Consider the following 21,980-nt stretch of genomic DNA (forward strand, 5'->3'; position numbering starts at 1 on the left):
CATCGATAAGGCCGGCCGTAACACCGCGCGGCCATGTCGTCACGCGTAGGAGTCGACCGGCGGGCACGCGCACACAAGGTTGCGGTCGCCGAACGCTCCGTCGATGCGCCGGACCGGCGGCCAGTACTTCGCGGACCGGTCCACCCCCGCCGGATAGGCGGCCACCGAGCGCGGGTACGGGTGGGTCCACTCGTCCGCCGTGACCATCGACGCCGTGTGCGGCGCGTTGGCGAGCGGGTTGTCCCCGCCCCACGAAGCGACCGAATCGATCTCCGAGCGGATGGCGATCATCGCGTCGCAGAAGCGGTCGAGCTCGGCCAGGTCCTCCGACTCCGTCGGCTCGACCATCAGGGTGCCGGCCACCGGAAACGACATCGTCGGTGCGTGGAAGCCGTAGTCGATCAGGCGCTTGGCCACGTCGTCGACGCTCACGCCGGTCGCCTTGGTCAGCGGGCGCAGGTCGAGGATGCACTCGTGGGCGACAAGACCCTTGTTGCCCGAGTACAGCACCGGGTAGTGCTCGCGCAGCCGCGCGGCCACGTAGTTGGCGGCGAGCACCGCGGCGCCGGTCGCCCGCATCAGCCCGTCCGGCCCCATCATCCGCAGGTACGCCCACGGAATCGGCAGGATGCCCGCCGAGCCGTGCGGCGCCGCCGACACCGACGTGGGCATGAACGGGGCGAGGTGCCCGCGCACCGCCACCGGGCCGACGCCGGGGCCTCCCCCGCCGTGCGGGATGCAGAACGTCTTGTGCAGGTTGAGGTGCGACACGTCGGCACCGAACCGCCCCGGCTTGGCGTACCCGACGAGCGCGTTGAGGTTGGCCCCGTCGACGTACACCTGCCCGCCCGCGTCGTGCACCTTGGCGCAGAGCGAGGCGATGCCCGTCTCGTACACGCCGTGGGTGGACGGGTAGGTGACCATGACCGCGGCCAGCGAGTCACGGTGATCGGCGATTTTGCGGTCGAGGTCGACGAGGTCGACGTTGCCGTCGGCGTCGCAGGCCACCACGACCACGCGCATGCCGGCCATCACCGCGCTGGCCGCGTTGGTGCCGTGTGCGCTGGACGGGATGAGGCACACGGTGCGGCCCGTGTCGCCGCGCGACAGGTGGTATCCGCGGATGGCCAGCAACCCGGCCAGTTCACCCTGGGAGCCGGCATTGGGCTGGACGCTCACCGCGTCGTACCCGGTGATCTCGGCCAGCCACCCCTCGAGCTGGGAGATCATCGCGGTGTAGCCGGTCGCCTGGGCGGCCGGCGCGAAGGGGTGCACATCCGCGAACTCCGGCCAGGTGATCGGCTCCATCTCGGTGGTGGCGTTGAGCTTCATCGTGCAGGAGCCGAGCGGGATCATGCCGCGGTCGAGCGCGTAGTCCTTGTCGGCGAGCCGCCGCAGGTAGCGCAGCATGGCGGTCTCGGAGTGGTGGCTGTGGAAGACCGGGTGGGTGAGGTACTCCGACGACCGCGGCAGCGGCACCGTGGCGGTGACCGGCTCGACCGGGTCGACGCCGAAGGCCGCCCACACCGCCGACAAATGCGACAAAGTCGTCGTCTCGTCGCAGGCGATGCCCACCGCGTCGTCCGTGACGAGCCGCAGGTTGACGCCGCGCGCGGCCGCCTCCGCGACCACGGCGGAAGCCCGTCCGGGCACCACCGCGGTCACCGTGTCGAAGAAGTCGTCCGAGGCCAGCGAGATCCCGCCGGCCCGCAGGCCCGCCGCGAGCGTGGCGGCCCGGCCGGCCACCCGGGACGCGATCGCGCGCAGGCCCTCGGGACCGTGGTAGACCGCGTACATGCTGGCCATCACGGCGAGCAGCACCTGGGCGGTGCAGATGTTGCTGGTCGCCTTCTCACGCCGGATGTGCTGCTCGCGGGTTTGCAGCGCCAGCCGGTAGGCCGGGGCGCCGTCCGCGTCGCGGGACACCCCGACGAGCCGCCCGGGCAGCATCCGCTCCAGGCCCGCGCGCACCACCAGGTAGCCGGCGTGCGGACCGCCGAATCCCATGGGTACACCGAAGCGCTGGGTGGTGCCGGCGGCGATGTCGGCGCCGATCTCGCCCGGCGGGCGGAGCAGCGTCAGCGCGAGCAGGTCGGCGGCGACGGTCACCAGCGCACCGGCGGCGTGCGCGCCGTCGACGAGCGCGGCGTGGTCGCGCACCGCGCCCGAGGCACCGGGGTACTGGAGGTGGAGCCCGAAGAACTCGTCCGGCAGCGGCTCGGCGTCGAGGTCGAGCACCCGCACCGTGATGCCCAGCGGCTCGGCGCGGGTCTGGATGACGGAGAGAGTCTGCGGCAACGCGTCGGCGTCCACCACGTACACCTGGCTGGGGCTCTTGCTCGCGCGGCGGGCGAGGGTCATCGCCTCGGCCGCGGCGGTCGCCTCGTCGAGCATGGAGGCGTTGGCGGTGGTGAGGCCGGTGAGGTCGGCGACCATGGTCTGGAAGTTGAGCAGCGCCTCCAGGCGCCCCTGGCTGATCTCCGGCTGGTACGGGGTGTACGCCGTGTACCAGGCGGGGCTCTCCAGCACGTTGCGGCGGATCACGGCCGGCGTGTGGGTGCCGTGGTAGCCGAGGCCGATCATCGAGACCGCCACGGTGTTGCGGGTGGCGAGCGCGCGCAGCTCGGCGAGCGCCTCCTCCTCGGTGGCGGCCGGCGGCAGGTCGAGCCCGTCGTGCCAGCGGATGACCTCGGGGATCGCGGCGTCCATCAGCTCGTCGAGCGAGCCGTAGCCGACGGTCTCCAGCATGCGCCGCTGCTCGGCGGCGGACGGTCCGATGTGGCGGGCGGCGAAACTCATCGGCGACTCCCGGGAAGGTCGGCTGTCCAACCTCCCCCTCTGTCGCGCCACTGCGCGCTCCAGAGTCGCCTGCCCTCGCGGTCCTTTTGCCTGAGAGGTTCCGGGGAGGATTTGCCCCTTCGGCGCCGTGTAACGGTCTCTCCCGCGCGGGTGGTACCGGCAAGGTTCAACCTACCAGGATCCGTGTTTCGGCTACGTGTCACAGGATGCGGTTAAGGTCACGGCGTGACCTACGAAGCCGCGGTTGACCGCTACGAATCCATGACCTACCGCCGCGCCGGGCGCAGCGGGCTCCGGCTGCCGGCGATCTCGCTCGGCCTGTGGCACAACTTCGGCCACGGCCGCCCGCTCGACACCCAGCGGGAGATCCTGCGGCGCGCGTTCGACCTCGGCGTGACCCACATCGACCTGGCCAACAACTACGGGCCGCCGGCCGGCGCCGCGGAGGAAAACTTCGGGCGGGTGCTGGCGACCGACTTCCGGGCCCACCGCGACGAGCTGGTCATCTCCTCCAAGGCCGGCTATTACATGTGGCCCGGGCCGTACGGCGAGTGGGGTTCCCGCAAGTACCTGATCTCGTCGCTCGACCAGTCGCTGCGCCGGATGGGCCTCGACTACGTCGACATCTTCTACCACCACCGCCCGGATCCGGACACTCCGGTCGAGGAGTCGATGGCGGCGCTCGACCAGATCGTGCGCTCCGGCAAGGCGCTCTACGTCGGCATCTCCAACTACAACTCCCAGCAGACCGCGGCCGCCGCGGCGGTGCTGCGTGAGCTGGGCACGCCACTGCTGATCCACCAGCCGTCGTACTCGATGGTCAACCGCTGGATCGAGCGCGACGGGCTGCTCGGCACGCTGGAGGCGGCGGGCGCCGGCTGCATCGCGTTCAGCCCGCTCGCCCAGGGCATGCTCACCGACCGCTACCTGGGCGGCATCCCGGCCGACTCGCGGATCGCCACCGGCGGGTTCCTCCAGGAGAGCGCGCTGACCGACGAGACGATGGGCAAGGTGCGCGCGCTCAACGAGATCGCCGGCCGGCGGGGGCAGTCGCTCGCCCAGCTCGCGCTCGCCTGGGCGCTGCGCGACCCGCGCATGACGAGCCTCATCATCGGCGCCAGCAGCGTGGCCCAGTTGGAGGCCAACGTGGCCGCGCTCGACAACCTCGGCTTCACCGGCGACGAGCTCGCCGAGATCGACAAGTACGCCACGGAGTAGCCCGCTCAGGTGCGCTTTACTGCAAGATCAGGTCACGAAGAGGTCACGGGCGTGGCTTCGGTTTGACGCAGGCTGGTTGCATGGGCCCCGCACGGGGGAGGTGTCGATGCTTCGATCCCGCGACGCCTTGGCGACGGCGCCACCGGCACCGTCACTGGTGCCTTGGGGCATGTCGCCGGACGCGGATCTGGTCTACCGCACGCTGGTCACGTTCGGGCCGGCGGCCGCGGCAGACCTCGAGCGGAGCCTCGGCATGTCCCGGCGGCGGGTCCAGGCCGCCCTCGACGAGCTCGCCGCCGCCGGTGCCGCGCGCACCGGTCCGACGACGCCGCGCCGGGGGCTGATCTGGACCCCGCGACCACCCGACGAGGTGATCGCGGACCGGCGCCGGGCCCGGCTCCGGCTGGTGCGCACAGGGGCGCAGGAGGCGCGCGAGCCGTTGCCGCTCGGCGACGACCTGCGGCACCTGCCGAGCCGGGCCGCCACCCGCGACCGCCTCGCCGAGCTGGTGCGGATCGCCCGCCACGAGCACTTGGCGATCAACACCGAGCCGCGGTTCGACACCGAGTCGAGCCGCTCGGCCGCCCCCATGGACCGCGCGCTGGTCGACCATGGGGTCCGCGTCCGCGTGCTCGGCGTGCAGCCACCCGACCGCCGGTGGCTCTCCCCGCCGCCCGGAAAACCGGACGGACGCCGTCCGGAGTACCGGGAGGCTCCGTCCGTTCCGATGAAGCTCATCGTCGTCGACCGCAAGGTCGCGCTCTTCCCGGTCGCCCCCGCCGACTTCAGCCGGGGCTACCTGGAGGTGGCGCAGCCACCGGTCGTCTCCGCCCTGGTCGCCCTTTTCGAACGGCACTGGGAGACCGCCCAGCCGCCGCAGGAGCACACCTTGTACGACATCGCGCTCGACCCCCGCGAACGCTCGCTCATCGAGCTCCTCGCGCGCGGTCACACCGACGCAAGCGCCGCTCGCGAGCTGCGCATCAGCGCCCGTTCCGTGTCCTACATCCTGCGCGGCCTGATGGACCGCCTGGGCGTCGACAACCGCTTCCAGCTCGGCCTCGCGATCGGCGCGATGCGCACCGCGCAGCCGGCCGAGCCGCCCCCGCCCGCGGGAGAGGATGACCGATGATCCGCCGTGCCCTCGCCGTGCTGGCCGCCGCGCTGGTGCTGGCCACCTCGGCCGCCACGGCCGCACACGCCGACCCGTCGTGGAGCACCCAGCTCCCCTGCGCCAGCGGCGGCATCGCCGCCCAGTGGATCGGCGAAGACGACCAGGGCCGCACCACCACCTGGCTCTCCGGCACGATCGAGCCGTGCGGCCCGGCCGGCGAGGGTGAGCGCTTCGGCTTCGTCTACTACGTGCGCGACCGCGAGGCACCCGGCCCGGTCGGCTACGTGTTCTACGAGCGGCTGCGCCAGTACGCCCCGGGCCAGACCACGTTCGCGGGCACCATCGACCCGACCGTCGAGCACAACAACGGCGCGCTGATCGGCGTCTGCCTCGCCTACGGCCCGGGCCACCTCGTCGACTGCGTCCAGCCCCTCACCGACGACGGCCCGCCGCGCCCGCCCCTGCCGCCCACACACGACCTGGCCGGGCTGCCTGTGTCACCGTTCGCCCCGGTCGGCACCGAGCCCAACTGCGCCACCTGCGTCTGAAGGAGGACCGTTGAAGCGCCGAGCGACACTCGCCATCGCGCTGGTGGCGACACTGCTGCTGGGGGCCTCCCCGGCCGCCGCCGCCGAGACCTGGGCCACGCGGCTGACCTGCGCGGACGGTGAGTTCACCGGCCAGTGGGACGCCGAAGACGACATGGGCCGCCTGGTCACCTGGCTCGCCGGGTGGATCGAGCCCTGCGAGACCCCCGACGCGGACGAACGCTTCGGCTTCGTCTACTTCGTGCAGCGCCCCGACGAGACGACGCCGCGCGCGTACGTCATCGAGTCGCGGCTGCGCCCCTACGACGAGGGCCGGACCTTCTTCGAGGGCGCGATCGACCCGGCCGTGGAGGAGCACACCGGTCCGCTGATCGGGGTCTGCCTCGCGTACGCCCCCGGCCGCCTCGTCGCCTGCGACCAGCCGCCGCGCCGCCCCGGCCAGGAGCTGCCGCCGCTGCCGCCACTGCCCGACCTCGGCACGATCAAGGTCACCCCCGGCGACCCCTACAGCACCCAGCCCAACTGCGCCACCTGCGTCTAGGGGTTTCATTTCTGCCCCGGTCCGCGTCACCTGCGGACCGTATGCGCGGGGTCCCCGGGAAAACGTGGAGCGCGGCGGAGCGTTTTTTTGGGGTGCTTTCCCGCGGGCACCGCTCCGGCCGGCGGCTCGCCAGCGCGAGCCGAGAATCCCCGGCCTCCGCTGCCGGGTCCGCGGTTCAAGCCCTCCGCGGCCGGGGCGCTTTGTCTGTTTCCTGCCGTCGCCGCGGAGACTTCGTCGCCGGAGTAACGCCGTGACGGCGCGAGCTGCCGAGGATTCCAGATCTTGGAGAGTTTGGGCGCCATATCAACCCTAAGCGTCCTAGATCTGAAAGTCGGTCGTGCTGCCCGCTCACGCTTTGTGACCTCCGAGGTGGGGCGGACGGTCGGCTTGAAGCGCCCCACGACCCTGGGCCGCCTCAGAGATGGGGAAAACCAGACCCAGGGGTGATGATCCCCTCGGCAGGCGATCTCCACCTAGCCACCTGTCCGCGCGGAGCGCACGCCACACCCGCGCCGGTAAAAGAGCATCGCTGTGTGAAGGGTCGGCCTGGGCCCCTCGGCGTCGGTCGCAGGGGTGTTGGACGGCAGGGCCGTGCGGTGCCGCGGTGAGCGCTGTCACATCGGGGGCCCAGGGGCGGGCGCCGCCGGCGCACCGATCTCGGCCTGCGCGCACGCTCAGCGGCTGCGGCCGGTGTCGCGGGCGCACAGCCGGCGCGGCGGGCGGGGCGGTGGAGGGTCAGCCGGCGCGGCAGGCGCGGTGGTGGAGGGTCAGCCGGCGCGGCAGGCGCGGTGGTGGAGGGTCAGCCGGCGCGGCAGGCGCGGTGGTGGAGGATCAGCCGGCGCGGCGGCGGGCTCGGCGGGCGGCCAGCTCGTCGCCCACGGCGCCGGAGTCGTCGTCCGCCTCCTCCTCGGCCGCCTCCGTGGTCACCGGGGCGCCGGCCGCGGGCTCGGCGGGCAGGTGGGAGAGCGAGCCCTGGATCTCCTTGAAGGCGCCGCCGATCGCGATGCCGAACACGCCCTGCCCGCCCTGGAGCAGGTCGACGACCTCCTCCGGCGAGCGGCACTCGTACACCGTCGTGCCGTCGGAGATGAGCGTGATGCCGGCCAGGTCCTCGACGCCGCGGGAGCGGAGGGTCTCGATGGCCTTGCGGATGTTCTGGAGGGAGACGCCGGCGTCCAGCAAGCGCTTGACCACCTTGAGCACGACCAGGTCGCGGAAGGAGTACAGCCGCTGGGTGCCGGAGCCCGAGGCGTCCCGGATGCTCGGCACCACCAGCGCCGTGCGCGCCCAGTAGTCGAGCTGGCGGTAGCTGATCCCGACCGCGTGGCAGGCGGTCACGCCGCGATATCCGACGGTGTCGACCTCGACGCCACCCACGGCGGCGGCGGAGGAGGAACCCTCATCCATGTGGCAACCTCCCAACGGGGCCGTGCAAGCTGCCGCTCGCAAAAGGGCCCGGGAACGGCCCAACCCTATAGCGCACCTGGAGGGTTCCCGGGGAAGCATTCGCACGACACGCCGCCCGTGGGCGACGGATCACCCCGCGAAGTCCTCCGGGCGGACCTGCTCCAGGAACTCCCGGAACTTCTCCACTTCGTCTTCCTGCTCGTCGGGTATCACGATGCCGGCCTCACTCAGCACCTGGTCGGCGCAGCGGATCGGGGCGCCCACGCGGAGCGCGAGGGCGATCGAGTCGCTCGGCCGGGCGGAGACGCGGAGGCCGTCGCCGATGAGCAGGTCGGCGTAGAACACGTTTTCCTTCAGCTCGGTGATCTCGACCGCGCGCAGCGGCGCCTTGAGGGCCGCCAGGATGTCGCGCAACAGGTCGTGGGTGAGTGGCCGGGCCGGTTTCACGCCCTGCTGCTCGTACGCGATCGCGGTGGCTTCGACCGCGCCGATCCAGATCGGCAGGTAACGGTCGCCCTCGACCTCCCTGAGCAGCACGATCGGCTGGTTGCTGGGCAGCTCCACCCGCACCCCGACCACGCTCAGCTCGCGCACCGCCGCCTCCGTGTGGTTGTGTCTTTCCCGCCCTCACCGTCACGGTACACGGGCCGCCGGTGGCCCGTCCCCCACGGTTTGTGTCAACGACACCTGGGCCAACGGCCCCAAAAAACCTCAGCGCCCCAACGCCTCCCGCAGCCCCGCCCGCACGAGTGCCGCGTGCAACTGCTGTGAGAGGCGCACCAGGTCGTCGGCGGTCTGTGCGGCGCGGGCCCGGGCCGCCGGGTCGTTCTGGCGCGCCAGCGGCGCCACCAGCTGGGCGAAAAGGCCCACCTCGCGATCGGCCGCCGAACGGTAGGCGCGCAGGTGGCGCGGCTCCAGCCCGAACGCGGCCAGGCCGGCGACCGCCGTGGCGACGGCCAGCGCGTCGGCGTCGTAGCGGCCGGGGGCGATCGGGGCGAGCAGGCCCAGCCGCTCGACCTCGACCAGCGTCGGCTCGTCCAGCCCTGAGCGCTCGATCAGCTGGTCGCGGGAGAGCCGGGAGTCGCCTTCCGGCGCGGGGCCGACCGCCACCAAACGCACCGGAGTGGCGTCCCGCTGGGCGAGCTGCTCGCGGATCACGCGCAGCGGCAGGTACTGGTCGCGCTGCGCGCTCAGCACGAACCGCAGCCGGGCGACGTCCTCCCAGCTGTACTTGCGGTAGCCGGCCGCCGTGCGCCGTGGCTCGACGAGCCCCTCGGCCTCCAGGAAGCGCAGCTTGGAGATGGTGGTGTCGGGAAACTCCGCGCGCAGCTCAGCCAGCACCTCGCCGATGCTCATGTGAGCCGACGGCGAAGGCGGGCCGGCCGGCGAGGGCGAAGCCGACACTCCCTACCGGCCGTCCTCGTCCGGGCGCGGCCCGGCGATGAACACCAGCCGGAACTTGCCGATCTGCACCTCGTCGCCATTGCTGAGCGTGGCCGCCTCGACCCGCTCGCGGTTGACATACGTGCCGTTGAGGCTGCCCACGTCACGGACGGTGAAGGTGCCGCCGTCGCGGTGGAACTCGGCGTGGCGCCGGGAGACCGTCACGTCGTCGAGGAAGATGTCGCTGTCGGGGTGGCGGCCGCTGGTCGTCACGTCGTGGTCGAGCAGGAAGCGCGCGCCCGCGTTGGGCCCCCGCCGCACGACGAGCAGCGCCATGCCGGGCGGCAGCGAGCCGGACATGCGGCTCGGCACCACGTCCGCGTCGGGACCCTCCAGGACCTCGTCGAGCGAGCCCAGGTTGAGCGTGGACGTGACGTCGAGTGGGGGAAACTCGTCGTCTGGGCGAGTCATCTGACCACCTCACGGATCTATTCGGGCAGCGCTGAACACAGGTCTGGCTCGACTGGGCGAGCCTAGCCAGCGCCGAAATACAGGGTCAACCGGACGCGCGGGCAGAAGCCGCGCGGTGTCAGCTCGCCGTCAACTCACGGTAGGCGGAAGCGGTCAAAAGCCCCTCGACGGCCGCCGGGTCGGCGGGCTCGATCTCGACCAGCCAGCCCTCGCCGTACGGGTCGGTGTTGATGACCTCCGGCTCTTCGGCCAGCTTGTCGTTGCGGGCGGCCACCGTGCCCGTCAGCGGCGCGTAGATCTCCGAAACGCTCTTGGTCGACTCGACCTCGCCGAACGCCTCCCCCGCCGTCACCGCCGTGCCCGGGTCGGGCAGCTGGACGTAGACGATGTCGCCGAGCGCGTCCTGGGCGAAGTGGGTGATGCCCACCCGCACCGGCCCACCGCTCGCCCCGGCCACCCACTCGTGCTCGGCCGTGTATCGCAGATCCTCAGGAATCACAGACGTTCCTTCACATCAAGAGGTGGGACGCGCGTGCTGGAGGCTGGTCGGAGCGCGGAGTGCCGACACGTCGACCACGTCCTGCTCCTGCACGATCACCGTACCGCTGTCGTTTTCCACCGACTCCACCACCCCGCCGGGAATCTGGAGCGCGGTCTCCATGGTCCGCGGTTCGCCGATCACCGAGATCGTGTAGGGCGCGGAGAGCTTGCGCCCGTCGACCTGGATGCCGCCGTCGGAGTCGAGAAACCAGGTCGAGGCCACGATCCGCACCGCGTTGCCGTCCGCGCCGGCGATCTGCATCGCCTCCGCGCCCGCGCCGCGCAGCTCCTGCACGGCGTCGAGGATCGCCGAGGCCTTGAGCCGCTCCGAACCCTCCTGGAACCGCACGGTCAGCCCCGGCCCGCGCGCCGGCAGCGTGCCGGCGAGCACGCCCAGCTCGTCGGCCCGGCGGGTGGCCTCGTCGAGCGCCGCCTGCCGCCCCTGCGCACCCGAGGTGAGCTGCCGCTGGCTGTCCTCCAGGTCCTGGATCTCGTCGCGCAGCCGCTCCTCCTGCGCGTCCAGGTCGGAGAGGATCCGCACCAGGTCCTCCTGGCGCGCGGACGCCAGGCCCGAGTCGGCCGAGTTGCTCTTGACCTGCACCACCAGCGTGAAACCCAGCAGCGCCAGCAGGACCGCGATCACCACACCGGCCGAGCTGATCCGCCGCTTGCCCGCCGCCGGCCGCTCACCCTCCGCGCGCCGTTCCGCTTCCTCATCCGGTACCGGCGCCGCGTCGTCACTCGCGGACTCCGGCTCGGGCGCCGGGTCCGGGTCGGGCGGACCCGCGGGAAGCCGCACGGTCTCCTGGCCGGTGGCGGCCGCGCCGCGCATGTCCAGGCGCACGGTCTCGTGCCCGGGGGCCTCCTCGGGCCCACCCGGGACGTCCAGGCGCACGGTCTGCTGGCCGAGCTCCTCGTCCGGCTCGGGTGCCAGGCTCAGCCGCTCGGTCTCCGGCTCCTCGTCCGGCTCCGGCCAGCCGGTACCAGATGGCTTGTGATCGTCGCTCATGTCATTACGCCTTGAAGAGCCGCCGGCGGATGGCCGCCACGTTGCCGAAGATCCGCACGCCCAGCACGACCACCACGCCGGTGGAGAGCTGCCCGCCCACGCCGAGCTGGTCGCCCAGGTACACGATAAGCGCGGCGACCAGCACGTTCGAGATGAAGGAGATCACGAACTGCTTGTCGTCGAAGATCCCGTCGAGCCGGGCGCGGACGCCACCGAACACGGCGTCGAGCGCGGCCACCACCGCGATCGGCAGGTACGGCTGGAGCGCCGCCGGCACGGTCGGGTCCAGCAGGACACCGAGCACGACGCCGACGGCCAGGGCGAGTACCGCGATCATTTTCCGCCTTCCGTGGCGCGAGGGGTGGGCGTGGCGGTGGGCGACGGCGTCGCGTAGCGCAGGTGCGGGTCGGACGCGGCCGGCAGGGTGAGGTTGTCGACCTGCCGGACCGAAAAGGACATGCCCTCGTCCTCGACCAGCGCCCGGAAGAGCCGCGCCGTGTCGCTGTCCTTGAAGTCGTCGTCGAGGTCGTCCGGGCCGATCGCGCGCACCACGTACGGGCGCTTGACCGGCCGGAAGTCGACCAGGATGGCCGAGCCGGCCGCCCGGATCGTCGAGGTGGCGGTGAGCCGCTGGTCGTTGATCGAGATGGCCTCGGCGCCGGCGCTCCACAGCGCGTTGGCGATCTCCTGGAGGTCGCGGTCGAGCACCCGGCCCAGGTCGGGTTTGCCGGCGCCGGTGACCGCGTCGACGGCGTCCGGCGCGTCGTCGAGCCGCACCTCCACGCCGTCGCCGCGCACGCGCGCCAGCCCGGCGGCCGCCTCCTGGTCGCGCAGCCGGGCCGCGTCACGGTCGTCGAGCACCGCGTCGCGCTGGCGGGCCACCTCGTCGCGCAGCTGGTCGGCCTCGCGCTGGAGCGCGTCGGTGGCGTCCTGGCGCTGCCCGATCTGGTCGACCAGGCCGGCCCGCGCCTGGCTGCGGGAGGGCTCGTCGGCCACCGTCTGCCTGTACGCCACCACCAGCAGGAACCCGACCGCCACCAGCGTCAGCGCGCTCACCACCCGCACGCCGGTCGCCCGCCAGCCGCGCGGCTCGCCGGCGATGGCCTTGCGCTTGGCGGCGTCCGCGTACCCCTGGTCGAGCGGGTTGCGGAACAGCTCGGTGAGGAAGTCCGGCGCGTACACCCGGGTCTTGTCGTTGTCGCTCACCGAGCCTCCGGGTTCGCTCGCTCGTGCGGCGCTGAAGGCGACGTCTTCCCTCGCCGGCCCGAAACCCCGACTTCGTCGACGGGCCAGCTCAGTCCAGACGCCGCCGCGCCAACTCGCTCGCTCACCGCTGTACCGCCCGGGCGCGCACGAGCTGGGCGGTCTGCACGACGTAGAGCGCCGCGGCCACCCAGTAGAGGACCAGCCCCCACCAGGCCAGCCCCCAGCCGATCGGGAAGGCCACCGGCGCCGCGCCGTCGGAGGCGTGCGCGAGCAGCAGCACCGGGAAGGCGGCCAGGATGATGAACGTGGCCGTCTTGCCCACGTAGTGCACGGGCGGCGGACCGTACCCGTGGCGCCGGAGCACCGCCAGGCTCGCCACCAGCACAAGCTCGCGGGCCAGCAGCGCGGCGGTGAACTGCCACGGCACCACCTCGCGCACGGTGAACGCGACGAGCGTGGCGAGGATGTACAGGCGGTCGACGGCCGGGTCGAGCAGCTCGCCCAGGCGGCTGACCTGCTGGAGGCGGCGGGCCACGTATCCGTCGACCCAGTCGGTGGTGCCGCCGATGGCGAGGACGACCACCGCGGCGACGTCGGAGCGCGGGCCCAGCAGAAGATAGAGGAACAGCGGCACGCCGAGCAGCCGCACGAAGCTGATCGCGTTGGGAATCGTGAGGACCCGGGAAGCCTGGGCGCCCTGATGCGACACCGAGCCTCCCTCCGCTCCCCCCTTGCAGCCGTTGCACTATATCCACCTCACCTTTGGGGGGTGCGCGGCACACCCCGCCTGACCTCCCTCCGGCCGCAACTTAACCGGTTGATTTGAGTACTCCATTCATCTACGCTGATGCCGTCACCCAGGGAGCCGGGTGGTCTTTGCGTGGGGCTTCGGGCACAGCCCCCGTCCGATGCCCTTTGGGCTCCTTTACGAGGTGATCCATGAAACGCAAAATCGCGATCGTCGGCGCGGCGGCCCTCGCCCTGCTCGCGTCGGTCCTCTTCTTCGTCAAGCCGGCCGACGCCGCCGTGGGCCTCCGGGTCAGCGGCGGCCGAGTCGTCGAGGCCAACGGCACCAACGTCGTGATGCGCGGCGTCAGCCACCCGCACGTCTGGTACACCGGCCAGACGAGCTCGTTCGCCAACATCAAGGCGACCGGCGCCAACACCGTGCGCGTGGTGCTCGGCAGCGGCCAGCGCTGGGGCCCGAGCAACGACCTGCCCACGGTCGTCAACCTGTGCCGCACCAACCGCCTGCTCTGCGTGCTCGAGGTGCACGACACCACCGGGTACGGCGAGGAGGGCGCGGCGGCCACGCTCGACCAGGCGGCCAGCTACTGGATCAGCCAGCGCAGCGCGCTCGCCGGCACCGAGAACTTCGTCATCATCAACATCGGCAACGAGCCGTTCGGCAACAACGAGCAGGTCAGTGCCACCTGGCCCACCGCCACGTCCAACGCGATCGGCCGGCTGCGCAACGCCGGCTTCGAGCACCTCATCATGGTGGACGCGCCCAACTGGGGCCAGGACTGGCGCTTCATCATGCGCGACAACGCGCAGACGGTCTTCAACAGCGACCCGCAGCGCAACACCGTCTTCTCCGTGCACATGTACGGCGTCTTCGACACCGCCGCGGAGATCACCGACTACCTGGGCCGCTTCCGCACCGCGGGGCTGCCGATCGTGGTCGGCGAGTTTGGCCACAACCACTCTGACGGCAACCCCGACGAAGACACCATCATGTCGTACACCCAGGCCAACGGCATCGGGTACATCGGCTGGAGCTGGAGCGGCAACGGCGGCGGCGTCGAATACCTCGACATGGTCACCAACTTCAACCCCGCCCAGCTGACGTCGTGGGGCACCCGGATCATCAACGGCGCCAACGGCATCCGGCAGACCTCGCGGGAGCTGAGCTGGTTCGGCGGCAACCCGACCACGGCGCCCACGACCAGCCGCCCGCCGACCACCACGCCGACGACGCCGCCGACGACCGCACCGACCACCTCGCCCCCGCCCGGGGGGCGCAGTTGCTCGGTCACGTACGCGGTGGCCAACCAGTGGGGCGGCGGCTTCCAGGGCGAGGTGCGCGTGACCGCCGGCAGCTCCGCGATCAGCGGGTGGACGGTCACCTGGACCTTCCCGTCCGGACAGACCGTCAACCAGGCCTGGAACGCGCAGGTGACGTCGAGCGGATCGAGCGTGACCGCCCGCAACATGACCTACAACGGCAATCTGGGCGCGGGGGCCACCACCGCGTTCGGCTTCATCGGCACCTGGAACGGCACCAACACCAACCCGACTCCTACCTGTACGGCCAGCTGATCGGTTTCTTGGGGGCCCCGCCGCGCTGGCGGGGCCCCTTTGGTTGCGGTTACCCCGCCTCCGGCGGGGCCTCGGGCTCCGGACGGGGCCGCCCGGCCTTGTTTCACGTTGTTGGTGGGTGGTTGCGGTGGGCATGCGGTCGCGGGCCAGCGCACACCGCGTCCCGGTAAGCGGGCGATTCGGCCCACTGGCCGGGATGGCTCATGATCGTTAGCCCGAAAAGGGCGTGACTCGCCGGTCGGAGCGGCCGTATCGGGCTAACGATCATGATGGGCTTACGGGAGTAGGGCGTTCACGTCGGCGGGTGACTCCAGGAGGCCGTCTTGTAGGGCCAGGTCGGCCAGGGTCTGCACCGAGGCGCGGTTGACCTCCGGGGGCCACTTCGGGAGCGTGACCTGGGCGATCACCTCGGGCGTGATCTTCGTGTAGGTGCCGATGACGCGCCTCGCCTCGTCCGGGTTGGCGTCGGCGTAGGCCAGCGACTCGCGCATCGCCTCGGAAAAGCGGCGGACCAGGTCGGGGTCGCTGTCGATCAGGGCGGTCGAGGTGAAGTAGACCGCGACCGTCAGGTTGGGCGCGGCGTCCACGTAGCTCGACGCCACCGAGCGGGCGCCCTGGGCGCGGGCGGCGGACTGGAAGGGCTCGACCATGAAGGCCGCGTCCACCTTGCCGCCCTGGAGCGCCGCGGGCATGTCGGGGAAGGGCAGCTCGGTGAAGCGCAGCGAGGACGCGTCGGCGCCGGCCTCGCGGACCGACGCGCGGACGGTGGTGTCGACGATGTTGCGGAGCGTGTTGACGGCGATGTTGCGGCCGGCGAGGTCGGCGGCGGTGCGGATGGGGCTGTCGGCGCGTACCAGCACGCTGCCGAAGTCCTTGCCGTCCTCACCGGTGGAGTTGTTGCCGTTGCTCACCACCTTGAGCGGCAGGCGCTGCGACTGGGCGAGCAGCAGGCTCACCACGTTGCTGAAGCCGAACTGGTACTGGCCGCTCACCACCGCGGGCACGATCGCCGCGCCGCCCTGGGCGGGGGTGAGGGTGAGGTCGATGTCGCGGTTGGCGAAGAAGCCTTTCTCCTTGCCGAGGTAGATGGGTGCCACGTCGAGGATGGCGATGACGCCGACGTTAACCTTGTCCGGACCCGGGGCCGGAGACTCCTCCGGCGAACCGCCGCAGCCGAAGAGCAGCACGCACACGACGACGAACGAGAGCCGGCGCATGACGACTCACCCCCAGACCTCTGTCGCGGTCTCCACCACGAGGCGCAGCTTGGCGACCTGCTCGTCGTACGTGAGCGTGTTGCCCTCCACTGTGGACGAGAAGCCGCACTGGGGTGACAGGCACAGCTGCTCCAGCGGCACGTACCGGGCCGCCTCGTCGATGCGGCGCTTGAGGTCGTCTTTGCTCTCCAGCTCGCCGCGCTTGGTGGTGACCAGCCCGAGCACGACCATCTTGCCGGGCGGCACGAAGCGCAGCGGGCCGAAGCCGCCGGAGCGGGCGTCGTCGTACTCCAGGAAGAAGCCGTCGACGTCGAGCTGGTTGAAGAGGGCCTCGGCGACGAAGTCGTATCCGCCCTCGGCGGCCCACGAGGAGCGGAAGTTGCCCCGGCACATGTGGGTGGTCACGGCCATCTCGGGCGGGCGGCCGGCGAGCGCGGCGTTGATCTGCCGGATGTACCGCTCGTGCTGGTGCATCGGGTCGCCGCCGTGCGCCGCGACGAGCTCGCGCTGCCGCGGGTCGTTGAGGTAGGCCAGGCTCGTGTCGTCGAGCTGGAGGTAGGTGCAGCCGAGCAGGCCGAGCTGGCGCACCTCCTCGGCGTACGCGGCGGAGAGGTCGTCCCAGAACTGGTCGAGGTCCGGGTAGACCGCGGTGTCGATCGCCGCCCGGCCGCCGCGGTAGTGGACCATGCTGGGCGAGGGGATGGTGAGCTTGGGGATGTTGGTCTTGACCTGCGACTGGAGGTAGGTGAAGGCGTCCGTGAAGATGGGCTGGGCGAGCGAGACGCGGTCGTGCACGCGCAGGGCCGCCGAGCTGAACTCGAGCGTCCCCTCGTCGTTGAAGAACCGCACGGTCAGCTTCTCGTCGGCCGGGTCGATGCCGCCGAGCTGGTAGATGAAGTCCATGTGCCAGGAGGTCCGGCGAAACTCGCCATCGGTGGCCGAGCGCAGGCCGACCTCCTCCTGCATGCGGACGACCTCGGTGATCGCGTCGTCCTCGACCGCGCGGAGCTCGTCGGCGGTGATACGGCCGGCGGCGCGGTCCTCCCGTGCGCGCAGCAGCGCGGCGGGTCGCAACAGGCTGCCGACGTGGTCGGCGCGGAATGGTGGGCGGTTACGCGCATCCATCCGCTCACGATAGACCCAAACTAACCATAAGTATCGATACGCATTCGCACCTTCAGCGCGTCGCGGCCGGTCTCGCGGAATCCGAGGCGGGTGTATAGGGCGTGCGCGCGGGTGTTGACCACGAGCACCTCGAGCGAGATCGCCTGCCCGCGCTCGGCGGCCTCCGCGATCAGCTCGCGCAGCAGCCGCCCACCCACACCCCTTCCCTGGTACACCGGGAGCAGCTCGATCAGCCCGAGAAAGATCCCGTCCGGGCGGCGGTCGACGTCGAGGCGGCCGGCTTCCCGCCCGTTCACCAGGATGATCTTTGTTTTTGTCGGGTCGAAGCCCCGCTCGTGGAAGCCGCGCTGCACCTCCTCGTCCCAGCCCCACGTCGCCTCGACGTAGGGCCGGAGCGAGACCAGGCGCAGCGCCCAGCAGAAGTCGCCGTCGGCCGCCGTCGCGTCCCGCAACGCCACGTGCATGCCACGCAGGCTACGACGCCCCGCTACCAAGAGGGCAGCCCTTTACCCATCGAGGCGGGTAAAGGGCTGCCCACTTGGGAGCGGGGCGCGCCGGTAAAATTCGACCGTGGAGGAGACGCGCTGGCTGACGGCCGAGCAGCAGCGTGCCTGGCGGCGGTTCGCGGCCGTGGTGATGCAGCTGCCCGGCACGCTCGACACCCAGCTCCAGCAGGACGCGCAGATCACACACTTCGGCTACTGGGTGATGGCCATGCTCTCCGAGGCGCCCAGCCGTTCGCTCCGCATGAGCGAGCTGGCCGCGCTCGCCAACGGCTCCCAGTCCCGCCTCTCCCACCTCGTCGGGCGGCTGGAGGAGCGCGGGTGGGTGCGCCGCGAGCGCACGCCCGAAGACGGCCGCGGCTACGTGGCGGTGCTCACCGACGAGGGATACCAGAAGGTGGTGGAGACCGCGCCCGGCCACGTGGAGAAGGTGCGGTCGGTGGTCTTCGACGCGCTCACCCCGGAGCAGATCACCCAGCTCGACGAGATCAGCGCGGCCGTCCTCGCCCGGCTCGACCCGGACGCCACCTGCTGAGAGCGGGTGGCGTCCGGGCGAGACCTCAGATCTTGCCGGTGCCGGCGCCGCTCGTCACCGACGCCTTGACGCTGCTCGCGCTGTCCATCTGGTACGAGTACGGGATGCTCCGGACGCTGCCGCCCTGGTCACCCGAGCCCGAGTTGACGAAGTGGTTGTTGCGCGCGACCAGCGAGCCGGCCGGCGAGCTGCCCTCACCGCGGTGGAACGGGTCCTCGACGTTCTCGAAGTAGTTGCCCTCGACGAGGACGCCGGCCTCGCAGGTGGAGGCGACGCCGTAGCTGCCGACGTTGCGGTAGTAGTTGTTGAACACGTGCACCGGGTTGCCGAAGCGGACCCGGGGGTGGCGCTGGTTGCTGCCGTCGAAGTAGTTGTTGTTGTACGTCACCCGCAGCTTGCCCCGGTCCTCGCCGCCGTTGCTGTCGGAGTGGCCGAGCAGCATCGACTTGTCGTGGCTGAAGAAGCGGTTCCACGACACCGTGACGTAGTCGGACGCGCGCTTGATGTCGACGGCGCCGTCGCTGCCGTTGCTGAAGCTGTTGTGGTCGATCCACACGCGGGTGGAGTACTGCACGTTGATCGCGTCGTCACCCCAGTTCCGGAAGTTGATGTTCCGGATGATGACGTTGCTGACGCTGGCCACGTTGAGCCCGCCGCCGGTGATGGTGGCGCCGCTGCCCACGCCGATGATGGTCTTGTTCGCCGCCACCTTCTGCATGCCGCTGATCGAGATCGTGCCGGAGACCCGGATGACCCGGGCGCCGCTGGCCTGCATGTTGCTGATCAGGTCGGACGAGGTGGTGACGGTCACCGGCGAGGCGCTGCCGCCGCCGCTCGTGCCGCCGCCCTGCGTGGCCCAGCCCTGCATGTTGAACGTGGCGGCGGACGCCTCCGGCATCGCGACCAGGGCGCCGGCCGCGGCGAGTGCCAGTGCGGCGGCGCCGATCGCCGGTCCGCGCCAGCGGCGCGAGCGCGGGCGTTCGGTGTGGTCGGTGCGGTGGAGCGTCATGAGGAAACCTCCCATGGGACGGTGCGCCGTGCACGGCCGGCGCGAGGCAGATCGGCACCGGCGGGCGCGGCGAAGCGGTAGCCCGGAGGACAGGAAAACGCTTTCCAGGTACGAGCGTATCGATGTCCATGAATCATGTCAACCGAGGGGGATTTCCGCTCGCGGATGATCGGGATACGCTGTGGCGCGCCGGCGGCACCGCCGGACCACCCGCCCGGCCCCCACTCGGGCGACCACCGCCGTGCCGCCCACGCAGGGAGAGTGAGTGCGCAGCCGCCCGGATCCCCCCGGCCCTCGCTCCGCGAGCCCAGCGGGCGCACCCGGCCGCCGCCGCGCCGCGACCACCACCGGCCGGCGCCTGCGCCGTCCCACCCCGTCCGAGGTGCTGCTGCTCTGGGCACCGACCGCGCTCGGCGTCTCGGTGGCGCTGATCATCATCGCGGCGGTGGCGGTCACCCGCGGCACCGGCGCCGGGCCGGCACCACGCGCCTCCATCGACTACGCCTGGACGCCGCCGGTCGCCGACTACACGCCCGGCGTCGCCACCCGCGCCTCGTCACCGACGCGCACCGCCTCGCCGTTGCCGCGCCTCTCGCCGACGCCCAAGCGCACCACGGCCAGCCCCCGCACCACGCCGCCCGCTCCCCCGCCGCCGCCACCGGTGACCGGCCGCTACGCGGTCGTCGACGCGTGGCAGGGCGGCTTCATCGGCGAGGTCATGGTCACCAACCCGTCAGGCAACCCGCGCGACTGGACGGTGCGCGTGCAGTTTCCGCCCGGCGTCGGCCGGCTCAACACCTTCTGGGTCGACGGCGTGCCCCAGCCCGCGCTCAGCCGCCTCGGCGAGGCGTACATCTTCACCGGCAGCGTCCCGGTGGCGGCCCAGGGCAAGCTCGCGCTGCGGATGCACTTCGACCAGTGGGGCCGCGACCGCCACCCGACGGCGTGCGCCGTCAACGGCAAGGCCTGCGACTGACCCGACCCGCGGCCGGGCGGCGCCGGCGACGGGATGGCGCCGCGCCGGAGGCGGTGACACCGACCCACGGCCGCCGGCGGCGGCGCGTCAGCGCACGCAGAGCGCGACGCTGACGCCGCTGTAGTCGGGATCGTCGTCGCACATCACCTGGCTGACATTGCTCTCCGGCGTGCACGACATGCTGAGATTGCTCTCGAACCGCACCGCGACGCGCCCGGTAGCCATGCCTTGCAGATCCAGCAGCACCATCCCGCCATTGTCGCTACGCGGTCGCATGGTCACAAGAAGTGATACACCCGCGCGACATGTCCGCTGTGGACCTCGCGAGGCCTACCGCCACGCGTGGTGAGCGCGATCAACCGTGGCCGGGTGACCGGTGCCCCGACAGCCGCACCGTTGCTCCCGCGGCCTCACCCGTCCGCCGCTGGTCGCACTCACCCACGCAACCGGCGGGAGCGGATTGAGCTCGCGCGAGCCGCCGGCCGGGAACGGTGCCCGCGGGAAAGCACCCCAAGAAAACGCTCCGCCGCGCTCCACGTTTCCCCGGGGACCCCGTGCATACGGTCCGCCACTGACGCGGACATGGGCGAAATATGCCTCGAAGAAACGCCACGACGAGCGGCGAACCTCACCCCGAAAGGGCTCTAGACGCGGACGAGCATCTTGCCGAGGTTGGTGCCGCGCAGCAGGCCGAGGAAGGCGTCCGGCGCGTTTTCCAGACCGTCCACTATGGTCTCGTCGTAGCGGATGCGGCCCTCGCGCAGCCACTGCGCCATCTCGGCGTAGAAGGCGGGCGCCAGGTGGCCGTACGACGTGACGATGAAGCCGCGCAGTGTCAGCTGCTTGCCGATCGCGAGCGCGAGGTTGCGCGGCGCGGGTGTCGGCTCGGTCGCGTTGTACTGGGCGATCGCCCCGCACAGCGCCACCCGGCCGTGGGTGTGCAGCGCACTGATCGCGGCCTCCAGGTGCTCGCCGCCCACGTTGTCGAAGTAGACGTCGATGCCGTCGGGCGCGGCCTCGCGCAGCCGCTCGCGGACCGGGCTGTCGTGGTAGTCGAAGGCGGCGTCGAAGCCGAGCCCGCGCACGTACTCTACTTTGGACGGTGAGCCGGCGCTGCCGACCACGCGGGCGGCGCCGCGGAGCTTGGCGATCTGGCCGGCGAGGCTGCCGACCGCGCCGGCCGCGCCGGAGACGAAGACGGTCTCGCCCTCCTTCATCGGCGCGATCTCGACCAGCCCGACGTACGCGGTGAGGCCCGGCCCACCCAGCGGCCCCAGGTACGCGGTCGCCGGCGCGGCCTTCGTGTCGAGCACGCGCGTGCGGGCGGCGGGGAGGACGGCGAGGTCGCGCCAGCCGGAGTTGTGCACCACGACGTCGCCGACCGCGCGGTCGGGTGACTCGGAGGCGATCACCTCGCCGACCGCGGCGCCGTCGAGCGGGGCGTCGAGCTGGAAGGGCGGGACGTAGGACTTCACGTCGTTCATCCGGCCGCGCATGTAGGGGTCGACGGACATCACCTCGTTGCGCACCAGCACCTGGCCGGGCTCCAGCGCCGGCACGGGCACCTCGACGAGACGGAAGTTGTCCGGCTCGGGCCAGCCGCTCGGGCGGGAGGCGAGGTGGATCTCGCGCGCCTTCACTCGGCCACCACCAGGTCGACGTCGACGTTGCCGCGGGTGGCGTTGGAGTACGGGCAGACCTGGTGTGCCTTGCCGACGAGGTCTTCGGCCAGCTCGCGGGCGACGCCGGGCAGCGTGACCTCGAGCGTGACCGCGAGGCCGAACCCGCCGGCGTCGTTGGGGCCGATGCCCACGCGGGCGGTCACCGCCGAGCCGGTGGCGTCCACCTTGGCGCGCTTGGCGACGCCCTTGAGCGCGGAGTGGAAGCAGGCCGCGTAGCCCGCCGCGAACAGCTGCTCCGGGTTGGTCGCCCCGCCCGGGCCGCCCATCGCCTTGGGCACGGCCAGATCCGCCTCGAACAGGCCGTCGGAGGCTCGGACATGTCCGCTGCGTCCATCGCCCGTCGCGAGGGCCTCGGCGGTGTAGAGCACGCGCATG

Annotated in this window: 24 protein-coding genes and 1 riboswitch; of the genes, 7 read left to right on the plus strand and 17 right to left on the minus strand. The window is 71.7% G+C overall.

What is annotated here, in order from left to right; genetic code table 11:
* Nucleotides 1–39 precede the first annotated feature (39 nt).
* Nucleotides 40–2,799 (minus strand): aminomethyl-transferring glycine dehydrogenase, encoded by a 2,760-nt coding sequence (gene gcvP, locus ACTMTJ_RS03930; RefSeq protein ID WP_441214654.1) that lies wholly within the window; start codon nt 2,797–2,799, stop codon nt 40–42.
* Nucleotides 2,800–2,867: 68 nt separating this feature from the next.
* A riboswitch (glycine riboswitch) is annotated at nt 2,868–2,954 on the minus strand.
* A gap of 70 nt (nt 2,955–3,024) precedes the next feature.
* On the opposite strand from gcvP, the gene mgrA reads away from it, so the two are divergent.
* The 4 genes from mgrA to ACTMTJ_RS03950 all read left to right on the plus strand — a co-directional run bounded on the left by mgrA (nt 3,025) and on the right by ACTMTJ_RS03950 (nt 6,220).
* The gene (gene mgrA, locus ACTMTJ_RS03935) at nt 3,025–4,017 is read left to right on the plus strand and encodes an L-glyceraldehyde 3-phosphate reductase (protein ID WP_441214655.1); all 993 of its coding nucleotides are present in this window, start codon (nt 3,025–3,027) and stop codon (nt 4,015–4,017) included.
* 106 nt (nt 4,018–4,123) lie between these two features.
* On the plus strand, nt 4,124–5,149 hold the full coding sequence (locus tag ACTMTJ_RS03940; protein WP_441214656.1) for a LuxR C-terminal-related transcriptional regulator: 1,026 nt from the start codon (nt 4,124–4,126) through the stop codon (nt 5,147–5,149).
* Complete coding sequence (locus tag ACTMTJ_RS03945; protein ID WP_441214657.1) at nt 5,146–5,679, plus strand: hypothetical protein; 534 nt, start codon at nt 5,146–5,148, stop codon at nt 5,677–5,679. The genes ACTMTJ_RS03940 and ACTMTJ_RS03945 overlap by 4 nt, the downstream gene beginning before the upstream one ends.
* Nucleotides 5,680–5,689: 10 nt before the next feature.
* Nucleotides 5,690–6,220: a hypothetical protein gene (locus ACTMTJ_RS03950; protein ID WP_441214658.1), complete on the plus strand. Its 531-nt coding sequence runs from the start codon at nt 5,690–5,692 to the stop codon at nt 6,218–6,220.
* Nucleotides 6,221–7,051: 831 nt separating this feature from the next.
* Here ACTMTJ_RS03950 and ACTMTJ_RS03955 read toward each other — a convergent pair.
* The 9 genes from ACTMTJ_RS03955 to ACTMTJ_RS03995 form a co-directional block, all read right to left on the minus strand.
* Nucleotides 7,052–7,627, minus strand: coding sequence for a MerR family transcriptional regulator (locus ACTMTJ_RS03955; RefSeq protein WP_441214659.1), 576 nt, complete (start codon nt 7,625–7,627; stop codon nt 7,052–7,054).
* Between the two features lie 129 nt (nt 7,628–7,756).
* Complete coding sequence (locus ACTMTJ_RS03960; protein ID WP_441214660.1) at nt 7,757–8,221, minus strand: bifunctional nuclease family protein; 465 nt, start codon at nt 8,219–8,221, stop codon at nt 7,757–7,759.
* 117 nt (nt 8,222–8,338) lie between these two features.
* Nucleotides 8,339–8,983, minus strand: coding sequence for a transcriptional regulator FtsR (ftsR, locus tag ACTMTJ_RS03965; protein WP_441214661.1), 645 nt, complete (start codon nt 8,981–8,983; stop codon nt 8,339–8,341).
* A gap of 51 nt (nt 8,984–9,034) precedes the next feature.
* A complete protein-coding gene (odhI, locus tag ACTMTJ_RS03970) occupies nt 9,035–9,481 on the minus strand; it encodes an oxoglutarate dehydrogenase inhibitor Odhl (RefSeq protein WP_441214662.1) in 447 nt (148 codons plus the stop codon).
* Nucleotides 9,482–9,599: 118 nt separating this feature from the next.
* Nucleotides 9,600–9,980, minus strand: coding sequence for a glycine cleavage system protein GcvH (gcvH, locus tag ACTMTJ_RS03975; RefSeq protein ID WP_441214663.1), 381 nt, complete (start codon nt 9,978–9,980; stop codon nt 9,600–9,602).
* A gap of 15 nt (nt 9,981–9,995) precedes the next feature.
* Nucleotides 9,996–11,030, minus strand: a complete 1,035-nt coding sequence (locus tag ACTMTJ_RS03980; RefSeq protein ID WP_441214664.1) for a DUF881 domain-containing protein — start codon at nt 11,028–11,030, stop codon at nt 9,996–9,998.
* 4 nt (nt 11,031–11,034) lie between these two features.
* Nucleotides 11,035–11,367, minus strand: a complete 333-nt coding sequence (locus tag ACTMTJ_RS03985) for a small basic family protein (protein WP_308715871.1) — start codon at nt 11,365–11,367, stop codon at nt 11,035–11,037.
* On the minus strand, nt 11,364–12,236 hold the full coding sequence (locus ACTMTJ_RS03990) for a DUF881 domain-containing protein (protein ID WP_441214665.1): 873 nt from the start codon (nt 12,234–12,236) through the stop codon (nt 11,364–11,366). Before ACTMTJ_RS03990 ends, ACTMTJ_RS03985 begins: the two co-directional genes overlap by 4 nt.
* 121 nt (nt 12,237–12,357) lie before the next feature.
* A complete protein-coding gene (locus tag ACTMTJ_RS03995) occupies nt 12,358–12,945 on the minus strand; it encodes a CDP-alcohol phosphatidyltransferase family protein (RefSeq protein WP_441214666.1) in 588 nt (195 codons plus the stop codon).
* 230 nt (nt 12,946–13,175) lie between these two features.
* Between ACTMTJ_RS03995 and ACTMTJ_RS04000 the strand changes: the two genes are divergently transcribed.
* Nucleotides 13,176–14,558, plus strand: coding sequence for a cellulase family glycosylhydrolase (locus ACTMTJ_RS04000; protein WP_441214667.1), 1,383 nt, complete (start codon nt 13,176–13,178; stop codon nt 14,556–14,558).
* 275 nt (nt 14,559–14,833) lie between these two features.
* On the opposite strand, the gene ACTMTJ_RS04005 is transcribed toward ACTMTJ_RS04000, so the two are convergent.
* From ACTMTJ_RS04005 to ACTMTJ_RS04015, 3 genes are read right to left on the minus strand one after another with little or no spacing between them, the layout of a single operon-like run.
* Nucleotides 14,834–15,775, minus strand: a complete 942-nt coding sequence (locus ACTMTJ_RS04005; protein ID WP_441214668.1) for an ABC transporter substrate-binding protein — start codon at nt 15,773–15,775, stop codon at nt 14,834–14,836.
* A gap of 6 nt (nt 15,776–15,781) precedes the next feature.
* Nucleotides 15,782–16,900: a 5-methyltetrahydropteroyltriglutamate--homocysteine S-methyltransferase gene (locus ACTMTJ_RS04010; RefSeq protein ID WP_441214669.1), complete on the minus strand. Its 1,119-nt coding sequence runs from the start codon at nt 16,898–16,900 to the stop codon at nt 15,782–15,784.
* Between the two features lie 20 nt (nt 16,901–16,920).
* Nucleotides 16,921–17,364 (minus strand): GNAT family N-acetyltransferase, encoded by a 444-nt coding sequence (locus ACTMTJ_RS04015; protein WP_441214670.1) that lies wholly within the window; start codon nt 17,362–17,364, stop codon nt 16,921–16,923.
* 106 nt (nt 17,365–17,470) lie between these two features.
* Between ACTMTJ_RS04015 and ACTMTJ_RS04020 the strand changes: the two genes are divergently transcribed.
* Nucleotides 17,471–17,938, plus strand: coding sequence for a MarR family winged helix-turn-helix transcriptional regulator (locus ACTMTJ_RS04020; protein WP_441214671.1), 468 nt, complete (start codon nt 17,471–17,473; stop codon nt 17,936–17,938).
* A 25-nt stretch (nt 17,939–17,963) separates the two neighbouring features.
* Here the strand turns inward: ACTMTJ_RS04020 and ACTMTJ_RS04025 are convergent, their stop codons facing one another.
* On the minus strand, nt 17,964–18,947 hold the full coding sequence (locus ACTMTJ_RS04025) for a pectate lyase family protein (RefSeq protein ID WP_441214672.1): 984 nt from the start codon (nt 18,945–18,947) through the stop codon (nt 17,964–17,966).
* 265 nt (nt 18,948–19,212) lie between these two features.
* Between ACTMTJ_RS04025 and ACTMTJ_RS04030 the strand changes: the two genes are divergently transcribed.
* Complete coding sequence (locus tag ACTMTJ_RS04030; protein ID WP_441214673.1) at nt 19,213–19,923, plus strand: cellulose binding domain-containing protein; 711 nt, start codon at nt 19,213–19,215, stop codon at nt 19,921–19,923.
* Nucleotides 19,924–20,010: 87 nt separating this feature from the next.
* On the opposite strand, the gene ACTMTJ_RS04035 is transcribed toward ACTMTJ_RS04030, so the two are convergent.
* The 3 genes from ACTMTJ_RS04035 to ACTMTJ_RS04045 all read right to left on the minus strand — a co-directional run bounded on the left by ACTMTJ_RS04035 (nt 20,011) and on the right by ACTMTJ_RS04045 (nt 21,979).
* A complete protein-coding gene (locus ACTMTJ_RS04035; RefSeq protein ID WP_441214674.1) occupies nt 20,011–20,172 on the minus strand; it encodes a hypothetical protein in 162 nt (53 codons plus the stop codon).
* A 395-nt stretch (nt 20,173–20,567) separates the two neighbouring features.
* Nucleotides 20,568–21,563 (minus strand): NADP-dependent oxidoreductase, encoded by a 996-nt coding sequence (locus tag ACTMTJ_RS04040; protein ID WP_441214675.1) that lies wholly within the window; start codon nt 21,561–21,563, stop codon nt 20,568–20,570.
* Nucleotides 21,560–21,979: an organic hydroperoxide resistance protein gene (locus ACTMTJ_RS04045; RefSeq protein ID WP_441214676.1), complete on the minus strand. Its 420-nt coding sequence runs from the start codon at nt 21,977–21,979 to the stop codon at nt 21,560–21,562. The genes ACTMTJ_RS04040 and ACTMTJ_RS04045 overlap by 4 nt, the downstream gene beginning before the upstream one ends.
* Nucleotide 21,980: the final 1 nt, after the last annotated feature.

This window comes from Phytohabitans sp. LJ34, from assembly GCF_052068095.1.
In the GTDB taxonomy this organism is placed as follows: domain Bacteria; phylum Actinomycetota; class Actinomycetes; order Mycobacteriales; family Micromonosporaceae; genus Phytohabitans.

Excerpts from the sequence above, each read along its gene's own strand:
- gcvP (WP_441214654.1), bottom strand. The coding sequence starts at position 2,799 with ATGAGTTTCGCCGCCCGCCACATCGGACCGTCCGCCGCCGAGCAGCGG.
- ACTMTJ_RS03940 (WP_441214656.1), top strand. The coding sequence starts at position 4,124 with ATGCTTCGATCCCGCGACGCCTTGGCGACGGCGCCACCGGCACCGTCA.
- ACTMTJ_RS03945 (WP_441214657.1), top strand. The coding sequence starts at position 5,146 with ATGATCCGCCGTGCCCTCGCCGTGCTGGCCGCCGCGCTGGTGCTGGCC.
- ACTMTJ_RS03955 (WP_441214659.1), bottom strand. The coding sequence starts at position 7,627 with ATGGATGAGGGTTCCTCCTCCGCCGCCGCCGTGGGTGGCGTCGAGGTC.
- ftsR (WP_441214661.1), bottom strand. The coding sequence starts at position 8,983 with ATGAGCATCGGCGAGGTGCTGGCTGAGCTGCGCGCGGAGTTTCCCGAC.
- odhI (WP_441214662.1), bottom strand. The coding sequence starts at position 9,481 with ATGACTCGCCCAGACGACGAGTTTCCCCCACTCGACGTCACGTCCACG.
- ACTMTJ_RS03980 (WP_441214664.1), bottom strand. The coding sequence starts at position 11,030 with ATGAGCGACGATCACAAGCCATCTGGTACCGGCTGGCCGGAGCCGGAC.
- ACTMTJ_RS03985 (WP_308715871.1), bottom strand. The coding sequence starts at position 11,367 with ATGATCGCGGTACTCGCCCTGGCCGTCGGCGTCGTGCTCGGTGTCCTG.
- ACTMTJ_RS04000 (WP_441214667.1), top strand. The coding sequence starts at position 13,176 with ATGAAACGCAAAATCGCGATCGTCGGCGCGGCGGCCCTCGCCCTGCTC.
- ACTMTJ_RS04005 (WP_441214668.1), bottom strand. The coding sequence starts at position 15,775 with ATGCGCCGGCTCTCGTTCGTCGTCGTGTGCGTGCTGCTCTTCGGCTGC.
- ACTMTJ_RS04010 (WP_441214669.1), bottom strand. The coding sequence starts at position 16,900 with ATGGATGCGCGTAACCGCCCACCATTCCGCGCCGACCACGTCGGCAGC.
- ACTMTJ_RS04015 (WP_441214670.1), bottom strand. The coding sequence starts at position 17,364 with ATGCACGTGGCGTTGCGGGACGCGACGGCGGCCGACGGCGACTTCTGC.
- ACTMTJ_RS04025 (WP_441214672.1), bottom strand. The coding sequence starts at position 18,947 with ATGACGCTCCACCGCACCGACCACACCGAACGCCCGCGCTCGCGCCGC.
- ACTMTJ_RS04035 (WP_441214674.1), bottom strand. The coding sequence starts at position 20,172 with ATGGTGCTGCTGGATCTGCAAGGCATGGCTACCGGGCGCGTCGCGGTG.
- ACTMTJ_RS04045 (WP_441214676.1), bottom strand. The coding sequence starts at position 21,979 with ATGCGCGTGCTCTACACCGCCGAGGCCCTCGCGACGGGCGATGGACGC.